Genomic DNA, 19,574 nt, shown 5'->3' with positions numbered 1-19,574 from the left:
ATCCCGCACGTGACGCCGACCGTTTCCCCGCCCGCGACACCGACCGCTACCCCGCCCGCGACACCGACCGCTTTCCCGCCCGCGACACCGACCCGCGCGAACCCCATCGCTACCCCGCACGCGACACCGACCGGCGCGACCCCGACCGCTACCCGCCACGGCGGGGCCGGCACGAGTCAGACGGCTACCCCCGCCGCGAACCCGACCGACCCGACCGACCGGACCGATTCGACCGACCGGAGCGATCCGACCGACCGGACCGATCCGACCGACCGGAGCGACGCGAGCCCGACGGCTACGCCCAGCGGCCGCGTCGGGCCGAGCCGACCGACCGCGACCAGTACCGGTTCCGCGGCGCGCCCGTCTCTGACGGCGGCCCCGAGAACGGGTGGTTGCCGGAACCGGGCGAGCAGCGACGTCCGGCCGCCACCCCGCAGCGGCCGGCCGGCACCGACAACCGCCGGTCCACAGGCGACGGTACGCCGCAGCGTTCCCGTTACCAGTGGAGCAGCCACCCGGGTGAGCCCAGCTACGACGAGGGCCTATGGGTGGACGGGTACCGGGAGGAGTTCGGCGTCGGGGACCCGGACAGTGCCCCCTACCCGGACGGTTATGTCGACGAGGAACCGGTCCACGAGCCGCGCGACGAGCGGGACCGCCCCGACCGGTCGCTCGAGCCCGGCCGCCCGGAGCCCGTCAGCCGGAACCCGGAGTCGTACGCCGGTTCGCCGGTCAGCGGCCTGCCCTGGCCTGAGCCGGGACCACTGCGGCCGAGCGCCGGCCGGGACCATCGCGAGTACCAGCGTCCGGTCGCTCCGCCGCCGGAGCATGGCCGACGCGACGAACTCCGACCGGACGCACCCGGCCCCGAACGGTTCGTGACCGATCGGCCGGCCGCGCAGCGATCCGACCTCGACCGGCCCGTCTCTCCCGCGCCCGACCGCGAGCCGCCGCACCCGAATCGACCGCACCTGTCGGTGGTGCCCGACCTCCCGGTCTCCCCCGCGCCGGCGTACGACCGGCCGGTCTCTCCTGGACCGGTCTACGACCGGCCGGTCTCCCCCGCGGCGGGGCGGGCCCGGCCGACGTCGCCCGCACCTGAGCGTGACTGGCCGCAGGTGGCCCGCCGGGACGCGACCGCCCCGAGTGCTCAGGAACGCGGCTACGGACCCGGGCCGGACCTGGACCGGCGTCCCGCCGCGCGGGCCGACCAGGATCGCCCCGTCGCTGCCGATCCGCGCCGTCCGGCAGCCTCCACCGAACCCGCACCGACCGGGGACACGGTGCGACCGGCCCCCCTGCACCAGCACCAGGTGCGTCCCGCCCCGTTGCAGGGGCACCAGGTCCGTCCCGCCCCTCTGCTCGACCAGCCGGTCGTGGCCACCCCGCCACCTGTGGCGCCGCCGGTCGCCGCCGCACCACCCATATCCGCACCACCGATCACCGCGCGGCCCGCCTCCGCGCCGCCCTCGTACCGGCCCGTCTCCGCACCGCCCACCACCGCGCGGCCCGCCTCCGCGCCGCCCTCGTACCGGCCCGTCTCCGCACCGCCCGACACCACTCGACAGGTATCCGCGCCGCCCAGCACCGCACGGCCGGTATCCGCGCCTGCGGCTTTCGGACCGGCGGCTCCCGGGCCGGTCCGTCCGCCGGCCGACACCGGTAACCAGGTGCCCTCGGGTGGTTCGTCGTCCGGCCGGGACGGCGGGACGAACCCCCCGGCGGCTCCGGCCGCCCGTGCCGGGCTGGACCGGCCACCGGAGCGGTTCGACGCGGGTGGCGAGCAGCCGACGTCGCCGCCGGCACCAGCCGGCCCGGTCCCCCGGAAGCCGGCCCGGTACGTTCCGCCACCTTCGGCGTCGAGCGAGTCCGGGCCGGTCCAGTCCGCCTCCTCCGGCCCGCAGGCGTGGTTCGGTTCACCCGCGCCCGACCCGACCCCAGCGAAGGCCGAACCAGCGCCGCCGAAGGTCGAACCGGTGGACGCACCGCCGATCCGGTCCGACGACGAGGGGCCGGCGACACCGGTGGCCCCGACCTCGGCACCACCGGCACCACCCGGGTCCACGACCTCCACGTCACCGGTTCACCCCGGGTCCGCATCGCCGCAGACCAGGGCGCCGGCCTCCGCACCACCGCCAGCCATGCCGCGTTCCGCCGCGCCGGTCTCCGCGCCACCGGTGGTGGGTGAACCGGCGGCCGACCTCGTGCCACCGGCCTCTTCACCACCGACCCCTGCACCGCCGAGCGCGGACGCGCCACTGCCCGACGCCGCGCCACTGTCCGAGGCCGCCTCACTGTTCGACGCCGCGCCACTGTCCGACCTCGCGCCGCTGCCCAACGCCGCCTCGCTGTTCGACCCTGCGCCGCTGGCCGACCTCGCGTCACCGCCGGTCTCCGCACCGCCCGCCTTCACCTCCGTGGCGGACAGCGAACCGGTGGACGAGCCGATTTCCGAGTCCGGGGACGAAACGGCGTCGGAGCCGGTGGACGAAACGGCGGACGAGAGCGCGGCCGTGGTGCCGGAGCCAGCGGCCGATCCCGAGCAGGTGTTGGCGGGCTACCGCTGGCAACTCGACCCGACGACGTTGCGCGAGGTCGCGGACGAACCGGACGAGTTGCGTACGATCCGGGAACGGCTCACCGACAAGCTCGCCTCGGCTCTGGACAACCGGTCCCGGGCGCGCTTGCTGAGCCTGCGGGCGGTGGTCTCGCGGGTTCTCGGTGACCTTGACGAGGCGTTGGACGACGGCCGGATGGCGTTGACCTACGCCGAGGCGACCGGGGAACTGCGTCGGACGGCGCTGGCCCAGGCGCGGTTGGCGCACGTGTTGCGCTGGCGTGGCGATTTCGCCGAGGCCGACCGGCTGTTCGCGGAGGCGAACTCGGCCGAGCTGCCTGATCGGCTGCGCGCCGCCCTGCACGAGCACGCCGCCCGTAGCTGCTATGACCAGGGGCGGTTGATCGAGGCGTGCCACCACTTCGAGCGGGCGCTCGACCTGCGGGGCGAGGGCGACCCGGAGTTGCTCGCCCGGGTCCGGGTCGGGTTGGACGCGCTCGCCGCCCGGGCCGCCGAACGCGGCTTCGGGCCGTACCCCCGTGGTTGGGACGAGGTGTTGGAGCGGGACCGTTCCCCGGTGCCGGCCCGCGACGGCGGTCAGGGTCTGTGGGGCTACGCCGACGGTGAGGGTGACCTGGTCGTGCCGGCCCGGTACGCCGAGGCGCAGCCCTTCTCGGAGGGTCTGGCCTGGGTGCGTGGCCCGCAGACGGACCGGTGGTCGTTGATCGGTCCGACCGGCGAGACGGTGATCGAGCCGAGCTACCTCGCGGCCCGACCGTTCTCCGAGGGACTGGCCTGGGTGGTGCGGGACGAGAGCGGTTGGCTGGCCGTCGACAGCACCGGCGAGGTGGTGGTGCCACCCGGATTCGCCGAGGTGCGGCCGTTCCGCAAGGGTGTCGCGGCTGTCCGCCGGGAGGGCTGGGGTGCCGTGGACCGTACCGGCCAGATCGTGGTGCCCACCCGCTACCACGGTTTCCACACCGCCCTCGTCGGGGGCCGGTACATCGACGGTTTCACCGACGAGGGGCTGGCCGTGGTGGACCTGGCCGGCCGCAAGGGCGTGGTGGACCGCACCGGTCAGGTGATCGTCTCACCCGCGCATCCGGCCCTGTTCATTCACCCGGTGGCTTTCCTGGCCACCAACGGTGGTGGTCGCTGGGGTGCCCTCGACCGGCGCGGCCGGCCGTTGATCGATCCGGTGTTCCACCATCCCGACAAGGTGATCGCGGAGATCGAGGCGCTGCTCACCGACGCGAGCCCGGTGCTCTGACCCGGCGGCCGACCACGCCGTGCCGCAACACCACGGGCGGCGTCAGCGGCCCGTGGTGGTCCGAGCGGCACCGGCGCGATCGGCGGCACGCATCCGGGGCGGGCTAGGGTCAGGGAATGGAATTCCGACACCTTGGCCGTTCCGGCCTGCTGGTCAGTGAAATCTCGTACGGCAACTGGGTCACCCACGGTTCACAGGTCGAGGAGGAGGCGGCGTTCGCCTGTGTCCGGGCCGCCCTGGACGCCGGCATCACCACCTTCGACACCGCCGACACGTACGCCGGCACCCGGGCCGAGGCCGTGCTCGGCCGGGCGCTGGAGCAGGAGCGGCGCGAGGGCCTGGAGATCTTCACCAAGGTGTACTGGCCCACCGGGCCCGGCCGCAACGACCGGGGCCTGTCCCGCAAGCACATCATGGAGTCGATCAACGGCTCGCTGCGCCGATTGCGGACCGACTACGTGGACCTCTACCAGGCCCACCGGTACGACTACCACACCCCGCTGGAAGAGACGATGGAGGCGTTCGCCGACGTCGTGCACTCCGGCAAGGCGCACTACATCGGCGTCTCCGAGTGGAAGGCGTCGCAGATCCGCGAGGCCCACGCCCTCGCCCGGGAACTGCACATCCCGCTGGTCTCCAACCAGCCGCAGTACTCGATGCTGTGGCGGATCATCGAGAGCGAGGTCGTGCCCACCAGTGAGGAGCTGGGCGTCGGGCAGATCGTCTGGTCGCCGATGGCGCAGGGTGTGCTCTCCGGCAAGTACCTCCCCGGCCAGCCGCCGCCGGCCGGTTCCCGGGCCACCGACGAGAAGTCCGGTGCCGGTTTCATCGCCAAGTGGCTCGACGACGACGTGCTGACCCGGGTGCAGCAGCTCAAGCCGCTGGCTGACCAGGCCGGGCTGAGCATGGCCCAGCTCGCCATCGCCTGGGTGCTGCAGAACCCCAACGTCTCCTCGGCCATCGTCGGCGCGACCCGCCCCGAGCAGGTGCACGACAACGTCAAGGCGGCAGGCGTCAAGCTCGACGCCGCTCTGCTCAAGGCGATCGACGAGATCGTCGACCCGGTGACCGAGCGGGACCCGGCGCGTACCGAATCCCCCGCCGAACGTCCCTGACCCGGCCGACCCGGCCGGCGTCGAGATTGACGCCGGCCGGGCCAACCGGTGGCCGCCGACCGGGCCCGGCTCAGCCCTGCCAGAACCGGATCAGGTCCAGGCCGGCGGCGTAGAGCCAGGGTGGCAGGCCGAGCAGGTCGCCGATCGCGAAGACCGCGGCGAAGAACCAGCCGCCGATGCGCGGGTTCCAGAGCAACGCGAACAGCAGGATGAAGCCGTACGGCGCGAACAGGTCGTACATCCGCCGCCACTGCGGGTTCAGCCACGGCTGGATCATGTTGCCGCCGTCCAGCCCCGGCACCGGCAGCAGGTTGAGCAGGCTGGCGGTGAGCTGGAGGAAGGCGAGCAGGGCCACCGCGGCCCAGAACTCCACCGGCCCGCCGCCGGGCGCGCCGATCCGCAGCACCGCCACCAGCACCAGCGCGAACAGCACGTTGGTGACCGGGCCGGCGAGGCTGACCAGGGTGTGCCGCAGCCGCCCGGGAATCGCGTGCCGGTCCACCCAGACCGCACCGCCGGGCAGACCGATGCCGCCGAGCAGCACCACCGCCACCGGCAGCGCGATGGAGAGCAGCGGGTGGCTGTACTTCAGCGGGTTGAGGGTCAGATAGCCGCGATGGGCCACGCTGCGGTCACCGGCCCGGTACGCCACCACGGCGTGGGCGTACTCGTGCAGGCAGAGCGAGACCAGCCAGCCGGAGACGACGAACCCGAAGACCCCGAGCCGGACGTTGCCGATGCCGTGCCAGGTCACCACGGCACTGGTGACCAGCAGCGCGACCAGGGCGAGAAAGACCGGGCTGGGCCGGAACGCCGCCCGGGGCACCCCGAGCACCAGCGGCTCGGCGTCCCGGGGCGTCATCACTCCGCCGCGGGCAGCAGGCTCATCCGGTACTCCACCCGGTCGTCCTCGACGAGCGCTACCGAGGTGACGCCGGACGTCGCGAGCTCCCGCCAGGTCTGGCCGATCCAGGACTCGGCGTCCGCCTGACTGCCGAACGACTCGGCCGGTCCCTCGGCCGGCTCGCCGTTCGCGCCCTCGTACCGCCAGCTCCACGCCATGTGCGCGTCTCCCCTCGCCGTTGATGTCCCGTGGGACGGACCTCCGCCAGCGTAGTCGGCCGGGCGCGCGGCGACCGGGCCAGAGCGGGTCCCTGCGCAGCGCGACTGACCCTCGTGTCGCCGGGTATGTGTCGGGAGGAACGTGATCTGGGACAGGAGGCGAGGATGACGACACCGATCCCGCAGATGGACATCACGGAGCTGCGCGACATCGCGGTACGCGGCGGCATCGAGGGAGCCCGCGACATGGATCGGGAGGAGCTGATCGAAGCGCTCCAGGCCCGCCCCGGCGAGGGCGCCTGGCAGGAGGACCCGAAGCCTGCCGACGTCAACCCCAACGACTACATGTATCGGGCCCCCGAGGAGCAGTGAGTCGTCGCCGGGCGGTGGCTGCGCGGGCGTACCTGCGGTGCCACCGGCACCCGGCTGGCCGTAAGGTACGGGCATGTCCCTAGACGGGTGGAACAGCGTCCTGGTGCTGGGCGGCATCCGCTCCGGCAAGTCGGAGTTCGCCGAGTCCCTGGTCGCCGACGCGGCCTCGGTCCGGTATGTGGCCACCGCGGCCGGCGCGGGCGACGACCCGGAGTGGTCGGCCCGGCTGGCCGCCCATCGGGCCCGCCGGCCGGCCTCCTGGAGCACCGAGGAGACCGCCGCCGATCCGCGCCGGCTGGCCGACGTGATCGCCGCCGCCCGGCCGGGCGAGACGCTGCTCGTCGACGACCTGGGCGGCTGGGTCACCGTGTTGCTGGACCCGGCGCACCAGCCGGCCGACGACACCGCCACGATCGACGAACTGGCCGCCGCCGTGCGCGCCTGCCCGGCCCGGCTGGTGCTGGTCAGCCCCGAGGTCGGGCTCTCCCTGGTGCCGACCACGCCGCTGGGTCGGGCGTTCACCGACGCGCTAGGCGCGGCCAACCGGGCCGTGGCCGACGCCTGCGACACGGTGATCCTGGTGGTCGCCGGCCAGCCGTGCCGGCTGAAGCCGGCCGAGGTCGCGCCGGCTGCCAGCTCCCCGCCCACCACCGCCCTCACCACGGCGGTGCCCACCCAGGGCCGCCCGACGCCTGGCGCTTCCGCCGGTGCCGCACCGGTCGACAGCGCGGGCGCCCTGCCGGTCTCCCCGCCGGTGAGCACGCCGGAGCTACCCACCACCGAGACCACGCCCACCGTGATCGGCTCCGCCGGCGCGGCGGCGTCCGCCGAGAGCGGACCGGACATCCAGCCCGGCTTGGAACTGCCCATGCCGGACGACGAGGCCGGGCCGCAGGCCGTGGCGCGGTTGGCCACCCTGGACGTGCCGGTCACCGGGTTCGGCGTCCTGGAGCAGGTGGTCTCGTTCGCCGCCGCCACCCAGGGCACCTCGACCCCGGCGACCTGGCGGTCGGTGCGCGTACTGCTGCTGCACGGCGATTACACCGGCGGTGCCGCCGCCGGCACGCTGCCCGGGGAGTCGACCCGCCGGGCCCGTCAGGCCGCCGCCGGTCAGGGTGTGCTCGCCCGGCTGGCCGCCGAGAACGGCGCGGGCCTCCAGGTGATCGACGCCCCGGCCGCCGCGCCCATCGAGGAGGGGCCGGCGCTCACCGCCGAGCAGGTCGAGTCCGCCCTGCGCTACGGCTGGCGGCTGGCCGAGGAGGCCGCGGACGCCGGCGTACAACTGCTGGTGCTGGCGGCGTGCGGCGCCGGTGCCGAGGCCGCGGCGGCGGCGGTGCTCGCGGCCACCGCCGGAGCCGAGCCGCCCGCGGTGCTCGCCCGGGTGGTCACCGAGAACGGTGGGATCGACGACCTGGCCTGGATGGCCCGCTGCGCGGCGGTCCGGGACGCGCTGCACCGCACCCGCCGCCGCTCCCGCGACGCCAAGGAGGTGCTGGCCCAGCTCGGCGGCGGCGAGATCGCCGTCGCCACCGGCATCCTGCTCGGCGCGACCGCCCGCCGCACCCCGGTGCTGCTGGACGGGCCGGTCGGCGTGGCCGCCTGCCTGGTCAGTCGGGACCTGGCCGGTCAGACCCGGCACTGGTGCCTGCTGGCCGACCACGGCGGAGACCCCGCGGTCCGGCTCGCCGCCGACGTGCTCGGCCTGACTGCCCTGACCGAGCTGCGGCTCGGCCTCGGCGAGGGGGCGAACGCGCTCACCGTGCTTCCGCTGCTGCGCTCGGCGCTGGCTCTCGCCGCCGACCTGCCCATCCGCCCGGAGCGCAGCACCGACGCCGGGTCGGCCGAGGCTCCGGCCGGGCCGACGGACGGTGACGGCGAGCCGGCGGGCAACGGCGACGCCGCGCCAGCCGGCAACGGTGGCGGCGAGCCGGCGGGCAACGGCGACGCCGCGCCAGCCGGCGACGGTGACGCCGGGCCGCAGGAGCCGGCCGAGGAGGACGAGCCCGACTTCCGCGAACCCGAACCCGAGGGCCCCGGGCCGACCAGCACCTCGCCGGCCCGGTCGGCGGATCCCACCGGCACGCGTGTCGGCTGAGCCCCGGCTCATCGCCGGGGCGCGGCTCGCGCTCACCACGTTCACTGTCGCGCCGGTGCACGCCGGCCGGATCGATCGGGCCACCGCCGGCACCGCCATGGCGCTCGCCCCGGTGGTGGGTGCGCTGTTGGGCGTACCGCTGGCCGGGGTGTTGCTGCTGCTCGCCCCGCTCACCACGCCGCTTGTCGCGGCCGGGGTGACCGTCGGGGTGGGTGCCCTGCTCACTCGGGGGCTGCACCTGGACGGGCTGGCCGACACCGTGGACGCGCTCGGCTCGTACCGGCGAGGTCCGGCCGCGTTGGAGATCATGAAGAAGCCGGACGTCGGCCCGTTCGGTGTGGTCGCGCTGGTGCTGGTCCTGCTGGTGCAGGCCGCGGCGCTGGCCGAGCTGGCCGCCCGGTCCTGGCCGGTGGTGCTCGCAGCGGTCGTGACGGCCACCGCAGCCGGCCGGCTCGGGGTGACGTTTGCCTGCCGGCGGGGTGTCCCGCCGGCTCGACCGGACGGGCTCGGCGCGCTGGTGGCCAGCACCGTCGGGCCGGTCGCGCTGATCGCCGGGACGGCCGCCGTCGCCCTGCCGGCGATCGCGACGGTGCCGGGCCGCCCCTGGCAGGGGCCGCTGGCCGTGCTCGCCGCGCTCGCCGTCGCGGCCGGGCTGCTGCGGCACACGGTACGCCGCCTCGGCGGGATCACCGGTGACGTGCTCGGTGCCACCGTCGAGGTGGTCACCACACTCGTCTACCTGGGACTGCTGCTGTCCGGCTGAGCGGGGCCGCCAGTGGCGGGTAGCGTTCTCCCACGACAGCACCGCCCGCGGCACCCCAGGGGACGACATGCTCATCACCGACGACTTCCTGCCCGTACCGGTCCCGGAGTCGCTCAGCGCGACCTACCTGGTGCCGACGGCGGGACTGCCGGCGGTCAGCGCCCGGACGGCGGTACGCGGGCTGGCCGGCCGGCTGGCCGAGCCGGTGCACGGGCTGGCCCGGCAGATGCTGGACAGCCCGTTGATGAGCGTCGACGTCCGCCCGATCGGCGAGTTTCCCGCGCTGCCACCGGATCTGCTCACCGCCTTCGGTGCCCAGGAGGCGCAGTTGGACCGGCTGGCCGACGCAAGCCACCTGGTGGTGGTGCAGGCCGAGTACCGGCCGGGCTGGCCACCGGCGCACGAGTGGGCGGCCCGCGCGGTGGCGGCGGCGGTGGCCGAGGCGGTGGGCGGCGACGTGGTCGACGTCTTCGGGTTGCAGTTCCTGGATCCGGGTGCGGCGTTGCGGTCGCTGCCGGACGCGCAGGGCCGGGTGCGGCTGGTCGACTGGATCCTGGTGCCGTACTCGTCGGACGCCGAGGGGCTCTGGTTCACCACGAAGGGGCTGCGTCGTTTCGGTCTGCTGGAGTTGCAGACCCAGGGGGTGCCGGACCACCTGACCCGGGCGTGGGGCGCGGTGATGACGGGTGCCGCCCGGCGGCTGCTGCGGGACTGGACCGACGGGTTGGCCGGTGACGAGGTGCCGGCCTTCGTGCAGCTGCCGGTGCTGGCCACGGTGACGGGGCACGACATCGCGGTGGCGTACGGAAATCCGGAGCAACACGGCGCGACCCCGCCGGTGCTGCTGCGGCTGGAGCTGGACCCGGCCACCGACCCGGAGGCCGACTCGTTCCTCAGCCTGCGTCCGCCCGCTGGGCATCCCGGCCCGGCCGGGCGCTATTTCGCCACCGCCTGCGCCACCCTCTTCGCCGGCATCCAGCCCGACGTGCGTTACGCCCGCTCGGGTGACGCGATGAGCCGGGCGGTCGCCACCGCCCGCGCCGGTCTCGGTGACATCCGCGCCCGTTTCCGCACCGGACACCTGCCGCCGGAGACCCAGTTGGTGGTCAAGTACGGGTTGCCCGGCGACGACGGCCCCGAGTACGTCTGGGCGACCGTGCTCACCTGGGACACCCCGGAACGGATCACCGGCGCGAGCGCCAGCGACGCCAACACCGATCCCACCGTACGCATCGGCTCCCCTGTGGTGATCGAGACCACCGATGTCGTCGACTGGGCCGTTCTCGACGGAACCGGCGTCACCGAGGGCGGCTGGACCCAGGCCGTCCTAGACGCCGGCAACCCCTCCGACCGCCCGGCCTGATCCCTCCGCCGACACCCTGATTGATCATGAAGTTGTTGTCACCCCGCGCGGCGTGGCGTGACAACAACTTCATAATCAACTGCTGGTTTTGACGGAGGGGTGGACGAAGGGGGGACGGGTCAGGCGGACGGGGGCTCGGCGGCCGCGGAGGTCCAGGTGCAGCTCGGTGCCGTCGGGGAGAGGGCTCGGGGTGGTGTCGATGAGGGCCAGGGCGATGCCCTGCTTCTTCGTGGGGCTGAAGGTGCCGCTGGTCACGGTGCCGACCCGGGTGTCACCGTGGAACACCGCCATGCCGGGGCGGGGAATGGCCCGCTCGACGGCTTCCAGGCCGCGCAGCGTACGCGCCGGACCGGCGGCCTTCTCCGCGAGCAGCGCGTCGCGCCCCCAGAACGCCGGCTTGTCCCAGCCCACCGCCCAGCCCGATCGGGCCTGCACCGGAGTGATCTCCATCGACAGGTCCTGCCCGTGCAGCGGGTAGCCCATCTCGGTGCGCAGCGTGTCCCGGGCAGCCAGGCCGCACGCCTGCGGCGCCGGCTCGGCGGCGAACAACACGTCCCAGACCGCGACCGCGTCGCCGGCCGGGACGACCAGTTCGTAGCCCAGCTCGCCGGTGTAACCGGTGCGGCAGACGGTCAGCTCCACGCCGTCGAGGGTGGCTGCCGAGAAACTCATGTAGTCGTGCCCGGTGGGCAGACCCAGTCCGCCCAGCAGCTCCGCCGAACCCGGCCCCTGCACCGCCAGCACGGCGTACGCCTGATGCTCGTCGGTGACCGTGACCTGCGGCGGCGCGGCGGCCCGCAGCCGGCGCACCACCTCGGCGGTGTTCGCCGCGTTCGGGATGAGGAAGACGTGGTCGTCGGCGTACCGGTAGGCGATCAGGTCGTCCACCACGCCGCCGGTGGCGTCGTCGCAGCAGAGGGTGTACTGCGCCCGACCCGACCCGATCCGGTCCAGGTCGTTGCTGAGGCAGGCGTTGAGGAAGGCCACCGCCCCCGGCCCGGTCACCCGCACCTTGCCCAGGTGCGACACGTCGAACACGCCGACGCCGGTACGCACCGCGGTGTGCTCCCGCAGCACCCCGCCGCCGGCGTACTCCAGCGGCATCTCCCAGCCGCCGAACGGGGCGAACTTGGCGCCGAGGGCGGTGTGCCGCCCCGCCAGCGGAGAACGACGCAGCCGGGTCCCGGCGGCGTCGGTGGTCACGTCGGTCATGGGTCGCAACTTACCGGGACCGGCGGGGCTGGTTAGCATCGGCGGGGCCCGCCGGATGAGCCGGAGGGCCAGCACCGACGTCCGACGGATAAACATCCGTCGGCGAACTCGACCGCCGGTACGCCACCCGCGACCGGCCCGGCCCGCCCGGGAGCAGCTTCCGTGACATCGCCCAGCACCACCCTGAGCCTGGTCGACACCGACCCCGCCGAACTCGCCGTCGACGCGATCGTGATCGGCGTGCACAGTACGACCAGCGAGCAGGACGCCACCAGCGGCCTCGCCGGCACCCTGCTGCTCGCCACCGGCGCGGAGAGCATCGCCGCCGCGTTCGACGGCAAGCTGACCGAGACCCTGGCGCTGCTCGGCGCGACCGGCGGTCCCGGCGAAGTGACCAAGTTGGCCACCCTGGGCACCGTGACCGCCCCGATCATCGCCGTGGTCGGCCTGGGCGCGGAACCGCGTGGCGCGGCACCGGAGCCGGAGACCCTACGGCGGGCCGCGGGGGCCGCCGTGCGGGCCCTGGCCGGCGCCCCTCGGGTGGCCCTCGCGCTGCCGCTGCCCGACGACGCCGACGCCACCGCTGCGGTGCGGGCGGTCGCCGAGGGGGCACTGCTGGGCGGCTACCGGTTCGCCGGCTACAAGACCCGGCCGCAGCCGAGCCGGCGGGAGCCGGTGGCCGAGGTGCTGGTGGCCGTGCCGGACGCCGGTGACGCGGCCACGCAGGCCGAGATCTCCCGGGCGACGGCGGTGGCCGCCGCGGTACGGCGTACCCGGGACTGGGTGAACATCGCCCCCAACGAGCTGCGTCCGCCGGCCTTCGCCGACTCGGTCGCCGAGGCGGCACGGGCCGCCGGTCTCGGCGTCGAGGTGCTCGACGAGGTCGCCCTGCGCGAGGGCGGGTACGGCGGGATCATCGCGGTCGGGCAGGGCTCGGAGGCCCCGCCGCGCCTGGTGAAGCTGACCTACACGCCCGACGGTGGTGGCACCGGCAAGCGGGTGGCGCTCGTCGGCAAGGGCATCACCTTCGACACCGGCGGTGTCTCGATCAAGCCGGCCCAGGGCATGTGGGAGATGAAGTCCGACATGGCCGGCGCGGCGGCGGTGGCGGCCACCATGCTGGCCGTGGCCGAGCTGAAGCCGTCGGTGGCGGTGACCGCGTACGTGCCGATGGCGGAGAACATGCCCTCGGGCAGCTCGTACCGGCCCGGCGACGTGATCACCATGTACAACGGCAAGAAGGTCGAGGTACTCAACACCGACGCCGAGGGGCGGATGATCCTCGCCGACGCGATCGCCCGCGCCTGCGAGGACGGCTGCGACTACCTGTTCGAGACCTCCACCCTGACCGGCGGTCAGGTGGTCGCGCTCGGCAAGCGGATCTCCGGCGTGATGGGCTCCACCGAGCTGTGCGAGCGGGTCCAGACCGCCGGCGACGCGGTCGGCGAGCCGGCCTGGCCGATGCCGCTGCCGGACGACGTACGCAAGGGCATGGACTCCGAGGTCGCCGACATCTCCCAGGTCAACGCCGGCATGGACCGCGCCGGTCACATGCTCCAGGGCGGGGTGTTCCTGCGCGAGTTCGTCACCGACGAGGTCGACTGGGCGCACATCGACATCGCCGGCCCGTCGTACCACACCGGTGAGGCGACCGGTTACTGGACCAAGGGCGGCACCGGCGTACCGGTCCGCACCCTGCTGCACCTGATCGACGACATCGCCACCCACGGCTGAGGTGTAAGGAGGGGCCCCCTGCTAACGCCTGGTGCATAGCAGGGGGCCCCTATTAACACCTCACCTCAGCGCGGCGCGGCGCTCGCCAGCACCGCGCGAGGCGGCGCGGGTCAGTAGAGTTCGGGGCGGCGCTTGCGGCGCTCGTTGTAGTCGCGCATGCGCTGCGGATAGCCCATCAGCGCCACGTCGTACACCGGGATGCTGACCCGGTACGCGAACCGCCGCGCGCCGTCCGGCCCGTCGATGCGGCGCCGGGTCCACTCGCCGTCGTCGGCGATCAGGATGACGGTGGTCTCGGTGACAGTGGTCCGCGGCTCGATGTACGCCTCGACGCCCTTTCTGGTCCGGACGAAGTTCTCCAGGTGCTCCAGGTCGGCGCGATGAGCCGTACGGTCGGGGTCGGCCGTGCGTGCCTGCTTACGTCGCCGGAACAGTCCCACTGAGCCGTCTCCTCCACCCGTCCGTCATCGAAGGCACCGCCAAGGGTACGGGCGGCAACGTGTCGTTGGGCACCTCGGTACGCGGCTTCGGCGCGGTGGTGACAAGATGGCCGAGGTGGGGTGTGTTCCTGTTATCCCACCGTGACCCCCGATGCAGCGAAGCGACCTGGGAGTTGGACGTGAGCGAGCCGAACGACGCAACCTTCGACATCGTCATCCTCGGAGGTGGTAGCGGCGGTTACGCGACCGCGCTGCGCGCCGTCCAGTTGGGCCTGACCGTCGCGCTGGTCGAGAAGGGCAAGCTCGGCGGCACCTGTCTGCACAACGGCTGCATCCCCACCAAGGCGCTGCTGCACGCCGCCGAGATCGCCGACCAGACCCGCGAGTCGGAGCAGTTCGGCATCAAGGCCGAGCTGGTCGGCGTCGACATGGCCGGGGTGAACGCGTACAAGGACGGTGTGATCTCCCGGCTCTACAAGGGTCTGCAGGGCATGCTCAAGGGCAACAAGTCGATCACCATCGTCGAGGGGCACGGCAAGCTGGTCGGGCCGAACGCGGTCGAGGTCGACGGCAAGCGGTACACCGGCCGCAACATCGTGCTGGCCTCCGGCTCGTACGCCAAGAGCCTGCCCGGCCTGGAGATCGACGGCGAGCGGGTGATCACCAGCGACCACGCGCTGGTCCTGGACCGCGTCCCCGCCTCGGCGATCGTGCTCGGCGGCGGGGTGATCGGCGTCGAGTTCGCCAGCGTGTGGAAGTCCTTCGGGGTGGATGTGACGATCGTCGAGGCGCTGCCCCGACTGGTCGCCGCCGAGGACGAGGAGTCGTCGAAGGCGCTGGAGCGGGCATTCCGCAAGCGGAAGATCAACTTCAAGGTCGGCAAGCCGTTCGAGAAGGTCGAGAAGACCGACAACGGCGTCAAGGTGACCATCGCCGGCGGCGACACCGTCGAGGCCGAGCTGCTGCTGGTCGCGGTCGGCCGGGGCCCGAACACCGCCAACCTCGGGTACGAGGAGCAGGGCGTCAAGACCGACCGGGGCTACGTGCTCACCGACGAGCGGCTGCGCACCAACGTGCCGAACGTCTACGCGGTCGGCGACATCGTGCCCGGCCTCCAGCTCGCTCACCGCGGCTTCCAGCAGGGCATCTTCGTCGCCGAGGAGATCGCGGGCCAGAACCCGGCGGTGATCGACGAGGCGGGCATCCCCCGGGTCACCTACTGCGACCCGGAGCTGGCCTCGGTCGGCCTCACCGAGGCGAAGGCCAAGGAGCAGTACGGTGCTGACAAGATCAAGACTTACAACTACAACCTCGGCGGCAACGGCAAGAGCCAGATCCTCAAGACGGCGGGCTTCGTGAAGCTGGTCCGGGTAGAGGACGGCCCGGTGGTCGGCGTGCACATGGTCGGCGCCCGGGTCGGCGAGCTGGTCGGCGAGGCGCAGCTGATCTACAACTGGGAGGCGTACCCGGGTGAGGTGGCACAGCTCGTGCACGCCCACCCGACGCAGAACGAAGCCCTGGGCGAGGCGCACCTGGCCCTCGCCGGCAAGCCGCTGCACGCGCACGCCTGACCACGACGTAACCGCGGCGTCCGGCGACGGGCGATGATCCCCCCACCAGGGAAACGAAGGAGTCTGGAGAACATGCCGGTATCGGTCACCATGCCCCGGCTCGGCGAGAGCGTCACCGAGGGCACCGTCACGCGCTGGCTCAAGCAGGAGGGCGACACCGTCGAGGTCGACGAGCCGCTGCTGGAGGTGTCCACGGACAAGGTCGACACCGAGATCCCGTCCCCCGCGGCCGGCGTGCTGACCCGGATCGTGGTGGGCGAGGACGAGACGGCCGAGGTCGGCAGCGAGCTGGCGGTGATCTCCGGCGAGGGCGAGTCGGCCGGCGGCGGGGCCGGCGGGCAGCAGCAGGAGGCCCCCGCCGCGCAGGAGCCCCCGGCCGAGCAGGCCGCCGAGGCCGCCGCGCAGCCGCAGGCCGAGGCGGAGCAGCCGGCCGTCCAGGAGCCGGCCGAGCAGCCGGCCCAGGCCGCCGCTGCGTCGGGTGAGGGCACCCCGGTGCAGCTGCCGGCCCTCGGCGAGAGCGTCACCGAGGGTACGGTCACCCGCTGGCTCAAGCAGGTCGGCGACACCGTCGAGGTGGACGAGCCGCTGCTGGAGGTCTCCACCGACAAGGTCGACACCGAGATCCCCTCGCCGGTCGCCGGCACCCTCCTGGAGATCAAGGTCGCCGAGGACGAGACCGCCGACGTGGGCGCCACCCTGGCCGTGATCGGTGCCGCCGGTGCCGCCCCGGCCGAGGCGCAGCCGGAAGCCAAGCCGCAGGCGGAGGCCAAGCCGGAGCCGAAGGCCGAGCCGAAGCCCGAGGTGTCCGAGCCGACGCCGGGTCTGTCCTACAACGAGCCGGCCGCGGAGGCCGAGACCGCGTCGGAGCCGGCCAAGGCCGAGCAGGCCGCCACTCCCCCGGCCCCGACCGCGCCGAAGGCCGCCGCACCCAGCGCCAACGGCGAGGCCGCCGGGTACGTCACCCCGCTGGTCCGCAAGCTCGCCGGCGAGCACGGCGTGGACCTGGCCTCGGTCAACGGCACCGGCGTCGGTGGTCGGATCCGCAAGCAGGACGTGCTGGAGGCGGCGGAGAAGGCCCGCGCCGCCAAGGCCGCCCCGGCCCCGGCACAGCCGTCGGCCCCGGCCGCCCCGGCCAAGCCGGCCGCCAAGCCGCAGCCGAGCACCAAGCGCGGCACCACCGAGAAGCTGCCCCGCATCCGCGCCGCCATCGCCAAGCGGATGCACCAGTCGCTGCAGGAGACGGCGCAGCTGACCACTGTCGTCGAGGTGGACGTCACCAAGGTCGCCAAGCTGCGGGCGCAGGCCAAGGAGTCGTTCCTGGCGCGGCACGGCGTCAAGCTGTCGTTCCTGCCGTTCTTCGCGCTGGCCGCCATCGAGGCACTTCAGACGTACCCGATCGTCAACGCCAGCATGGACCTCGACGCCGGGACGATCACCTACCCGGACGCCGAGAACCTGGGCATCGCGGTGGACACCGAGCGCGGGCTGCTGGTGCCGGTCATCCACAACGCCGGTGACCTCAACCTGGGCGGCATCGCCAAGCGCGTCGCCGACCTGGCCGAGCGCACCCGGACCAACAAGATCAGCCCGGACGAGATCGCCGGCGCGACCTTCACGCTCACCAACACCGGCAGCCGGGGCGCGCTCTTCGACACCCCGATCGTGCCGACCCCGCAGTCGGCGATGCTCGGCACGGGTGCCGTGGTCAAGCGCCCGGTCGTGGTGAACGACCCGGAGTTGGGCGAGGTGATCGCCGTACGCCAGATGGTCTACCTGGCCATGTCGTACGACCACCGCCTGATCGACGGCGCCGACGCCGCCCGCTTCCTGAGCGCGGTCAAGGAGCGGCTGGAGGCCGGCAACTTCGAGGCCGAGCTGGGCCTGTAGCACAGGCATCACCCGCGCGAGGGCGCCCCGGTCACACCGACCGGGGCGCCTTCCGCTTTTCCGCAGCAGATCTTGGTACGGGAGCACGGCCCCCCGGGGGCGGCTGCGCGACACGATCCGCCAGGCGGGGTGGGTAAATCGTGTTCGGCCTGGTCAGGGGGTTGCCAGACTCAGGGCGTGGGAGACAAGGGCTGGCGTGGGCGGCTGGGGCCGGCCGTCGGGGTGGCGCCGGGTGCCCGGGTCGACCGGTTCGAGATCTTCTTCGACCTGGTCTTCGTCTTCTCGTTCTTCAACATCACCCGGGCCACCGCCACCGACATCAGCGGCCGAGGGCTGCTGCACGCCCTGCTCGTGCTCGCCGTGCTCTGGTGGTGCTGGGTGGTGCACACGGTGGTGGCCACCCGGATCCGGATCGGCGAGGGCTACGTGCCGGTGCTGATGGTCGCCGGGATGGCCGCGCTCTTCTGCTTCGCGGTGGCCCTGCCCCGCGCGTTCGGGGACCCGAACGGGAGCGGCGTCGCCGGACCGATCGTGGTGGCGGTCAGCTACGTGGTCATCCGGGCCGTACACCTGCTCCTGTTCCTCCGCGTCGTCCGCGACAACCCGAGGGAACGCCGGCAACTGCTCCGGTACGCACCCGAGCTGACGCTGAGCACCATCCTGCTGCTCGCCGCCGCGCTGCTGCCCTTGTACCTTCCCGGCATCGGCAAGGACGCGCTGATCCGGGACGCGTTGTGGGTGACCGTCGTGCTCCTCCAGTACGGCACCGGGATGCTCGCCAACACCTGGGGCTGGGAGGTGACCTCGGCGGAGCACTGGACCGAACGGTACGACCTGATCCTGATCATCGCGCTGGGCGAGTCGGTGATCTCGGTCGGCCTGGGCAGCAATCTCATCGGCCAGCCGCCGACCTGGCCGGGCATGACCGGTGCCGTGTTCGGCATCGTCTTCACCGCCGCGCTCTGGTGGGCGCACTACGACGTGATCGGCCCGGCCGCCCGGATCGCCCTGCACGCCAGCCAGGGCCGCGCCCGGGTGCGGATGGCCCGGGACGCGTACGCCTACCTGCACCTGCCGATGATCGCCGGGATCATGCTCTTCGCCCTCGGCGCCGAGGGCATCATGTACGACATCGCCGAACCGGGCGTGCCGGTCGGCACGCCGGCGCACGGACCGGACGTGCCGCTGCTGTTCGGCGGGGTGATCTGCTACCTGGCCGGGAACATGCTGTTCCAGCTGCGCACGCTGCGGACGCTCGCCTGGCTGCGGCTCGGCACGCTCGGCGTGCTCGCGGTCGCCATCCTGCCGGCCATGCTCCTGCCCGGCCTGGCCGCCTTCGGGCTGCTGACCGCGATCTGCGTCGGCCTGGTCACCGCCGAGGTGGTGCTGATGTCCGAGGCTCGGCAGGCGCTGCGCGCGATGGTCTTCGCCGAACGCGTCAGCCATGAGGCCAGCGAGGCCGCCTACCGCGCCCGCTGGCGCGACAACCCACCCGAGCCGACATCCTGACGTGAACCCACGATCCTCCTCCCGGCTTCAGCCCCCACCGGGCAGGTCGCACAGTTTCGGGGAAGTTGCTGGGTCAGCCTGCGGCGGAGGCAGCAACTTCCCCGAAACTGTGTGGATCATTCGCGTCAGCTCGGCGCTGGGTGCTCGGCGACGAACACGCCGAGCCCGTGCACACCCTCCACGAGACCCTGGGTCTGGAGCACGAGGATGGCTTGGCGGACGACACCCACCGACACGCCATGCTGCTCGCGAAGTTGAGCCGTGGACGGCAGTTTGTCGCCGGGTGCGAGTTCTCCGGACGCGATTTGCTCTCGGATATGGTCCGCGAGCTGCGCCCACTTGGGTTTGGCGGGCATGTTGACTCCCTGGTCTGCACCGCCATTTGATCACAGAGAACTTTGCAAGACAAGTACGAACTAGTCCGTTGACTTTATCAGTCCAGTCTGACAAAGTTCGGAGCGACCGGCTCCCTGGTCTGCAAGCCCCGGAGCTGGTCGTCCTGCGCAGGACTGCCCGGCCGACCCTCTTCCCCCGTGGGTCGGTCGGGCCACCACCCACGCCCGTATCCCGGGCGGGACCACCAGCAGGCCCGGGGCGGGTGCCGGGCTCCGGCCGGCACCACAC

The 19,574-nt window shown here is 73.2% G+C and carries 14 protein-coding genes and 1 pseudogene; 10 read left to right on the top strand and 5 right to left on the bottom strand.

Features of this window, described 5'->3' with window-relative positions:
* Positions 1-2,522: 2,522 nt before the first annotated feature.
* Positions 2,523-3,827 (top strand): annotated as a pseudogene (locus C1I93_RS33285) (WG repeat-containing protein); the annotation flags it as partial.
* Positions 3,828-3,943: 116 nt separating this feature from the next.
* The gene (locus tag C1I93_RS16235) at positions 3,944-4,942 is read left to right on the top strand and encodes an aldo/keto reductase family protein (RefSeq protein WP_111244133.1); all 999 of its coding nucleotides are present in this window, start codon (positions 3,944-3,946) and stop codon (positions 4,940-4,942) included.
* Positions 4,943-5,012: 70 nt separating this feature from the next.
* On the opposite strand, the gene C1I93_RS16230 is transcribed toward C1I93_RS16235, so the two are convergent.
* Positions 5,013-5,804 carry a site-2 protease family protein gene (locus C1I93_RS16230; protein WP_111244132.1) on the bottom strand — a complete coding sequence of 264 codons (792 nt, stop codon included), beginning with the start codon at positions 5,802-5,804 and terminating at the stop codon, positions 5,013-5,015.
* Entirely contained in the window at positions 5,804-6,004 is a 201-nt protein-coding gene (locus C1I93_RS16225; protein WP_111244131.1) for a hypothetical protein, read from the bottom strand. The genes C1I93_RS16230 and C1I93_RS16225 overlap by 1 nt, the downstream gene beginning before the upstream one ends.
* Before the next feature lie 165 nt (positions 6,005-6,169).
* Here C1I93_RS16225 and C1I93_RS16220 point away from each other — a divergent pair, with 165 nt between their 5' ends.
* From C1I93_RS16220 to C1I93_RS16205, 4 genes are all read left to right on the top strand, one after another.
* The gene (locus tag C1I93_RS16220; RefSeq protein WP_111244135.1) at positions 6,170-6,376 is read left to right on the top strand and encodes a hypothetical protein; all 207 of its coding nucleotides are present in this window, start codon (positions 6,170-6,172) and stop codon (positions 6,374-6,376) included.
* 73 nt (positions 6,377-6,449) lie between these two features.
* Entirely contained in the window at positions 6,450-8,471 is a 2,022-nt protein-coding gene (locus C1I93_RS16215) for a bifunctional adenosylcobinamide kinase/adenosylcobinamide-phosphate guanylyltransferase (RefSeq protein WP_111244130.1), read from the top strand.
* Positions 8,461-9,234, top strand: a complete 774-nt coding sequence (locus tag C1I93_RS16210) for an adenosylcobinamide-GDP ribazoletransferase (RefSeq protein WP_111244129.1) — start codon at positions 8,461-8,463, stop codon at positions 9,232-9,234. Before C1I93_RS16215 ends, C1I93_RS16210 begins: the two co-directional genes overlap by 11 nt.
* 67 nt (positions 9,235-9,301) lie before the next feature.
* Entirely contained in the window at positions 9,302-10,597 is a 1,296-nt protein-coding gene (locus tag C1I93_RS16205; RefSeq protein WP_111244128.1) for a DUF2314 domain-containing protein, read from the top strand.
* A 75-nt stretch (positions 10,598-10,672) separates the two neighbouring features.
* Here C1I93_RS16205 and gcvT read toward each other — a convergent pair whose 3' ends face one another.
* Positions 10,673-11,809: a glycine cleavage system aminomethyltransferase GcvT gene (gcvT, locus tag C1I93_RS16200; RefSeq protein WP_111244134.1), complete on the bottom strand. Its 1,137-nt coding sequence runs from the start codon at positions 11,807-11,809 to the stop codon at positions 10,673-10,675.
* Between the two features lie 162 nt (positions 11,810-11,971).
* Between gcvT and C1I93_RS16195 the strand changes: the two genes are divergently transcribed.
* Positions 11,972-13,543, top strand: coding sequence for a leucyl aminopeptidase (locus C1I93_RS16195; protein ID WP_111244127.1), 1,572 nt, complete (start codon positions 11,972-11,974; stop codon positions 13,541-13,543).
* Between the two features lie 110 nt (positions 13,544-13,653).
* Here C1I93_RS16195 and C1I93_RS16190 read toward each other — a convergent pair whose 3' ends face one another.
* Positions 13,654-13,983: a hypothetical protein gene (locus C1I93_RS16190; protein ID WP_111244126.1), complete on the bottom strand. Its 330-nt coding sequence runs from the start codon at positions 13,981-13,983 to the stop codon at positions 13,654-13,656.
* A gap of 179 nt (positions 13,984-14,162) precedes the next feature.
* On the opposite strand from C1I93_RS16190, the gene lpdA reads away from it, so the two are divergent.
* The 3 genes from lpdA to C1I93_RS16175 all read left to right on the top strand — a co-directional run bounded on the left by lpdA (position 14,163) and on the right by C1I93_RS16175 (position 18,950).
* Positions 14,163-15,554 (top strand): dihydrolipoyl dehydrogenase, encoded by a 1,392-nt coding sequence (gene lpdA, locus C1I93_RS16185; RefSeq protein ID WP_111244125.1) that lies wholly within the window; start codon positions 14,163-14,165, stop codon positions 15,552-15,554.
* A 72-nt stretch (positions 15,555-15,626) separates the two neighbouring features.
* On the top strand, positions 15,627-17,441 hold the full coding sequence (gene sucB, locus C1I93_RS16180; protein ID WP_111244124.1) for a 2-oxoglutarate dehydrogenase, E2 component, dihydrolipoamide succinyltransferase: 1,815 nt from the start codon (positions 15,627-15,629) through the stop codon (positions 17,439-17,441).
* A gap of 177 nt (positions 17,442-17,618) precedes the next feature.
* Complete coding sequence (locus C1I93_RS16175; RefSeq protein WP_111244123.1) at positions 17,619-18,950, top strand: low temperature requirement protein A; 1,332 nt, start codon at positions 17,619-17,621, stop codon at positions 18,948-18,950.
* A gap of 125 nt (positions 18,951-19,075) precedes the next feature.
* Here C1I93_RS16175 and C1I93_RS16170 read toward each other — a convergent pair whose 3' ends face one another.
* Positions 19,076-19,306, bottom strand: coding sequence for a GntR family transcriptional regulator (locus C1I93_RS16170; protein ID WP_111244122.1), 231 nt, complete (start codon positions 19,304-19,306; stop codon positions 19,076-19,078).
* Positions 19,307-19,574 lie beyond the last annotated feature (268 nt).

This window comes from Micromonospora endophytica (assembly GCF_003236305.1).
Classification (GTDB): Bacteria; Actinomycetota; Actinomycetes; order Mycobacteriales; family Micromonosporaceae; genus Micromonospora; species Micromonospora endophytica.
The sequence above is the reverse complement of the archived record's forward strand: the minus strand, read 5'-3'. Positions and strand labels throughout refer to the sequence as shown.

Bases quoted from the DNA above. Each gene is read 5' to 3' on its own strand.
- C1I93_RS16235 (WP_111244133.1), top strand. From the start codon at position 3,944: ATGGAATTCCGACACCTTGGCCGTTCCGGCCTGCTGGTCAGTGAAATC.
- C1I93_RS16230 (WP_111244132.1), bottom strand. From the start codon at position 5,804: ATGACGCCCCGGGACGCCGAGCCGCTGGTGCTCGGGGTGCCCCGGGCG.
- C1I93_RS16225 (WP_111244131.1), bottom strand. From the start codon at position 6,004: ATGGCGTGGAGCTGGCGGTACGAGGGCGCGAACGGCGAGCCGGCCGAG.
- C1I93_RS16220 (WP_111244135.1), top strand. From the start codon at position 6,170: ATGACGACACCGATCCCGCAGATGGACATCACGGAGCTGCGCGACATC.
- C1I93_RS16215 (WP_111244130.1), top strand. From the start codon at position 6,450: ATGTCCCTAGACGGGTGGAACAGCGTCCTGGTGCTGGGCGGCATCCGC.
- C1I93_RS16205 (WP_111244128.1), top strand. From the start codon at position 9,302: ATGCTCATCACCGACGACTTCCTGCCCGTACCGGTCCCGGAGTCGCTC.
- gcvT (WP_111244134.1), bottom strand. From the start codon at position 11,809: ATGACCGACGTGACCACCGACGCCGCCGGGACCCGGCTGCGTCGTTCT.
- sucB (WP_111244124.1), top strand. From the start codon at position 15,627: ATGCCGGTATCGGTCACCATGCCCCGGCTCGGCGAGAGCGTCACCGAG.
- C1I93_RS16170 (WP_111244122.1), bottom strand. From the start codon at position 19,306: ATGCCCGCCAAACCCAAGTGGGCGCAGCTCGCGGACCATATCCGAGAG.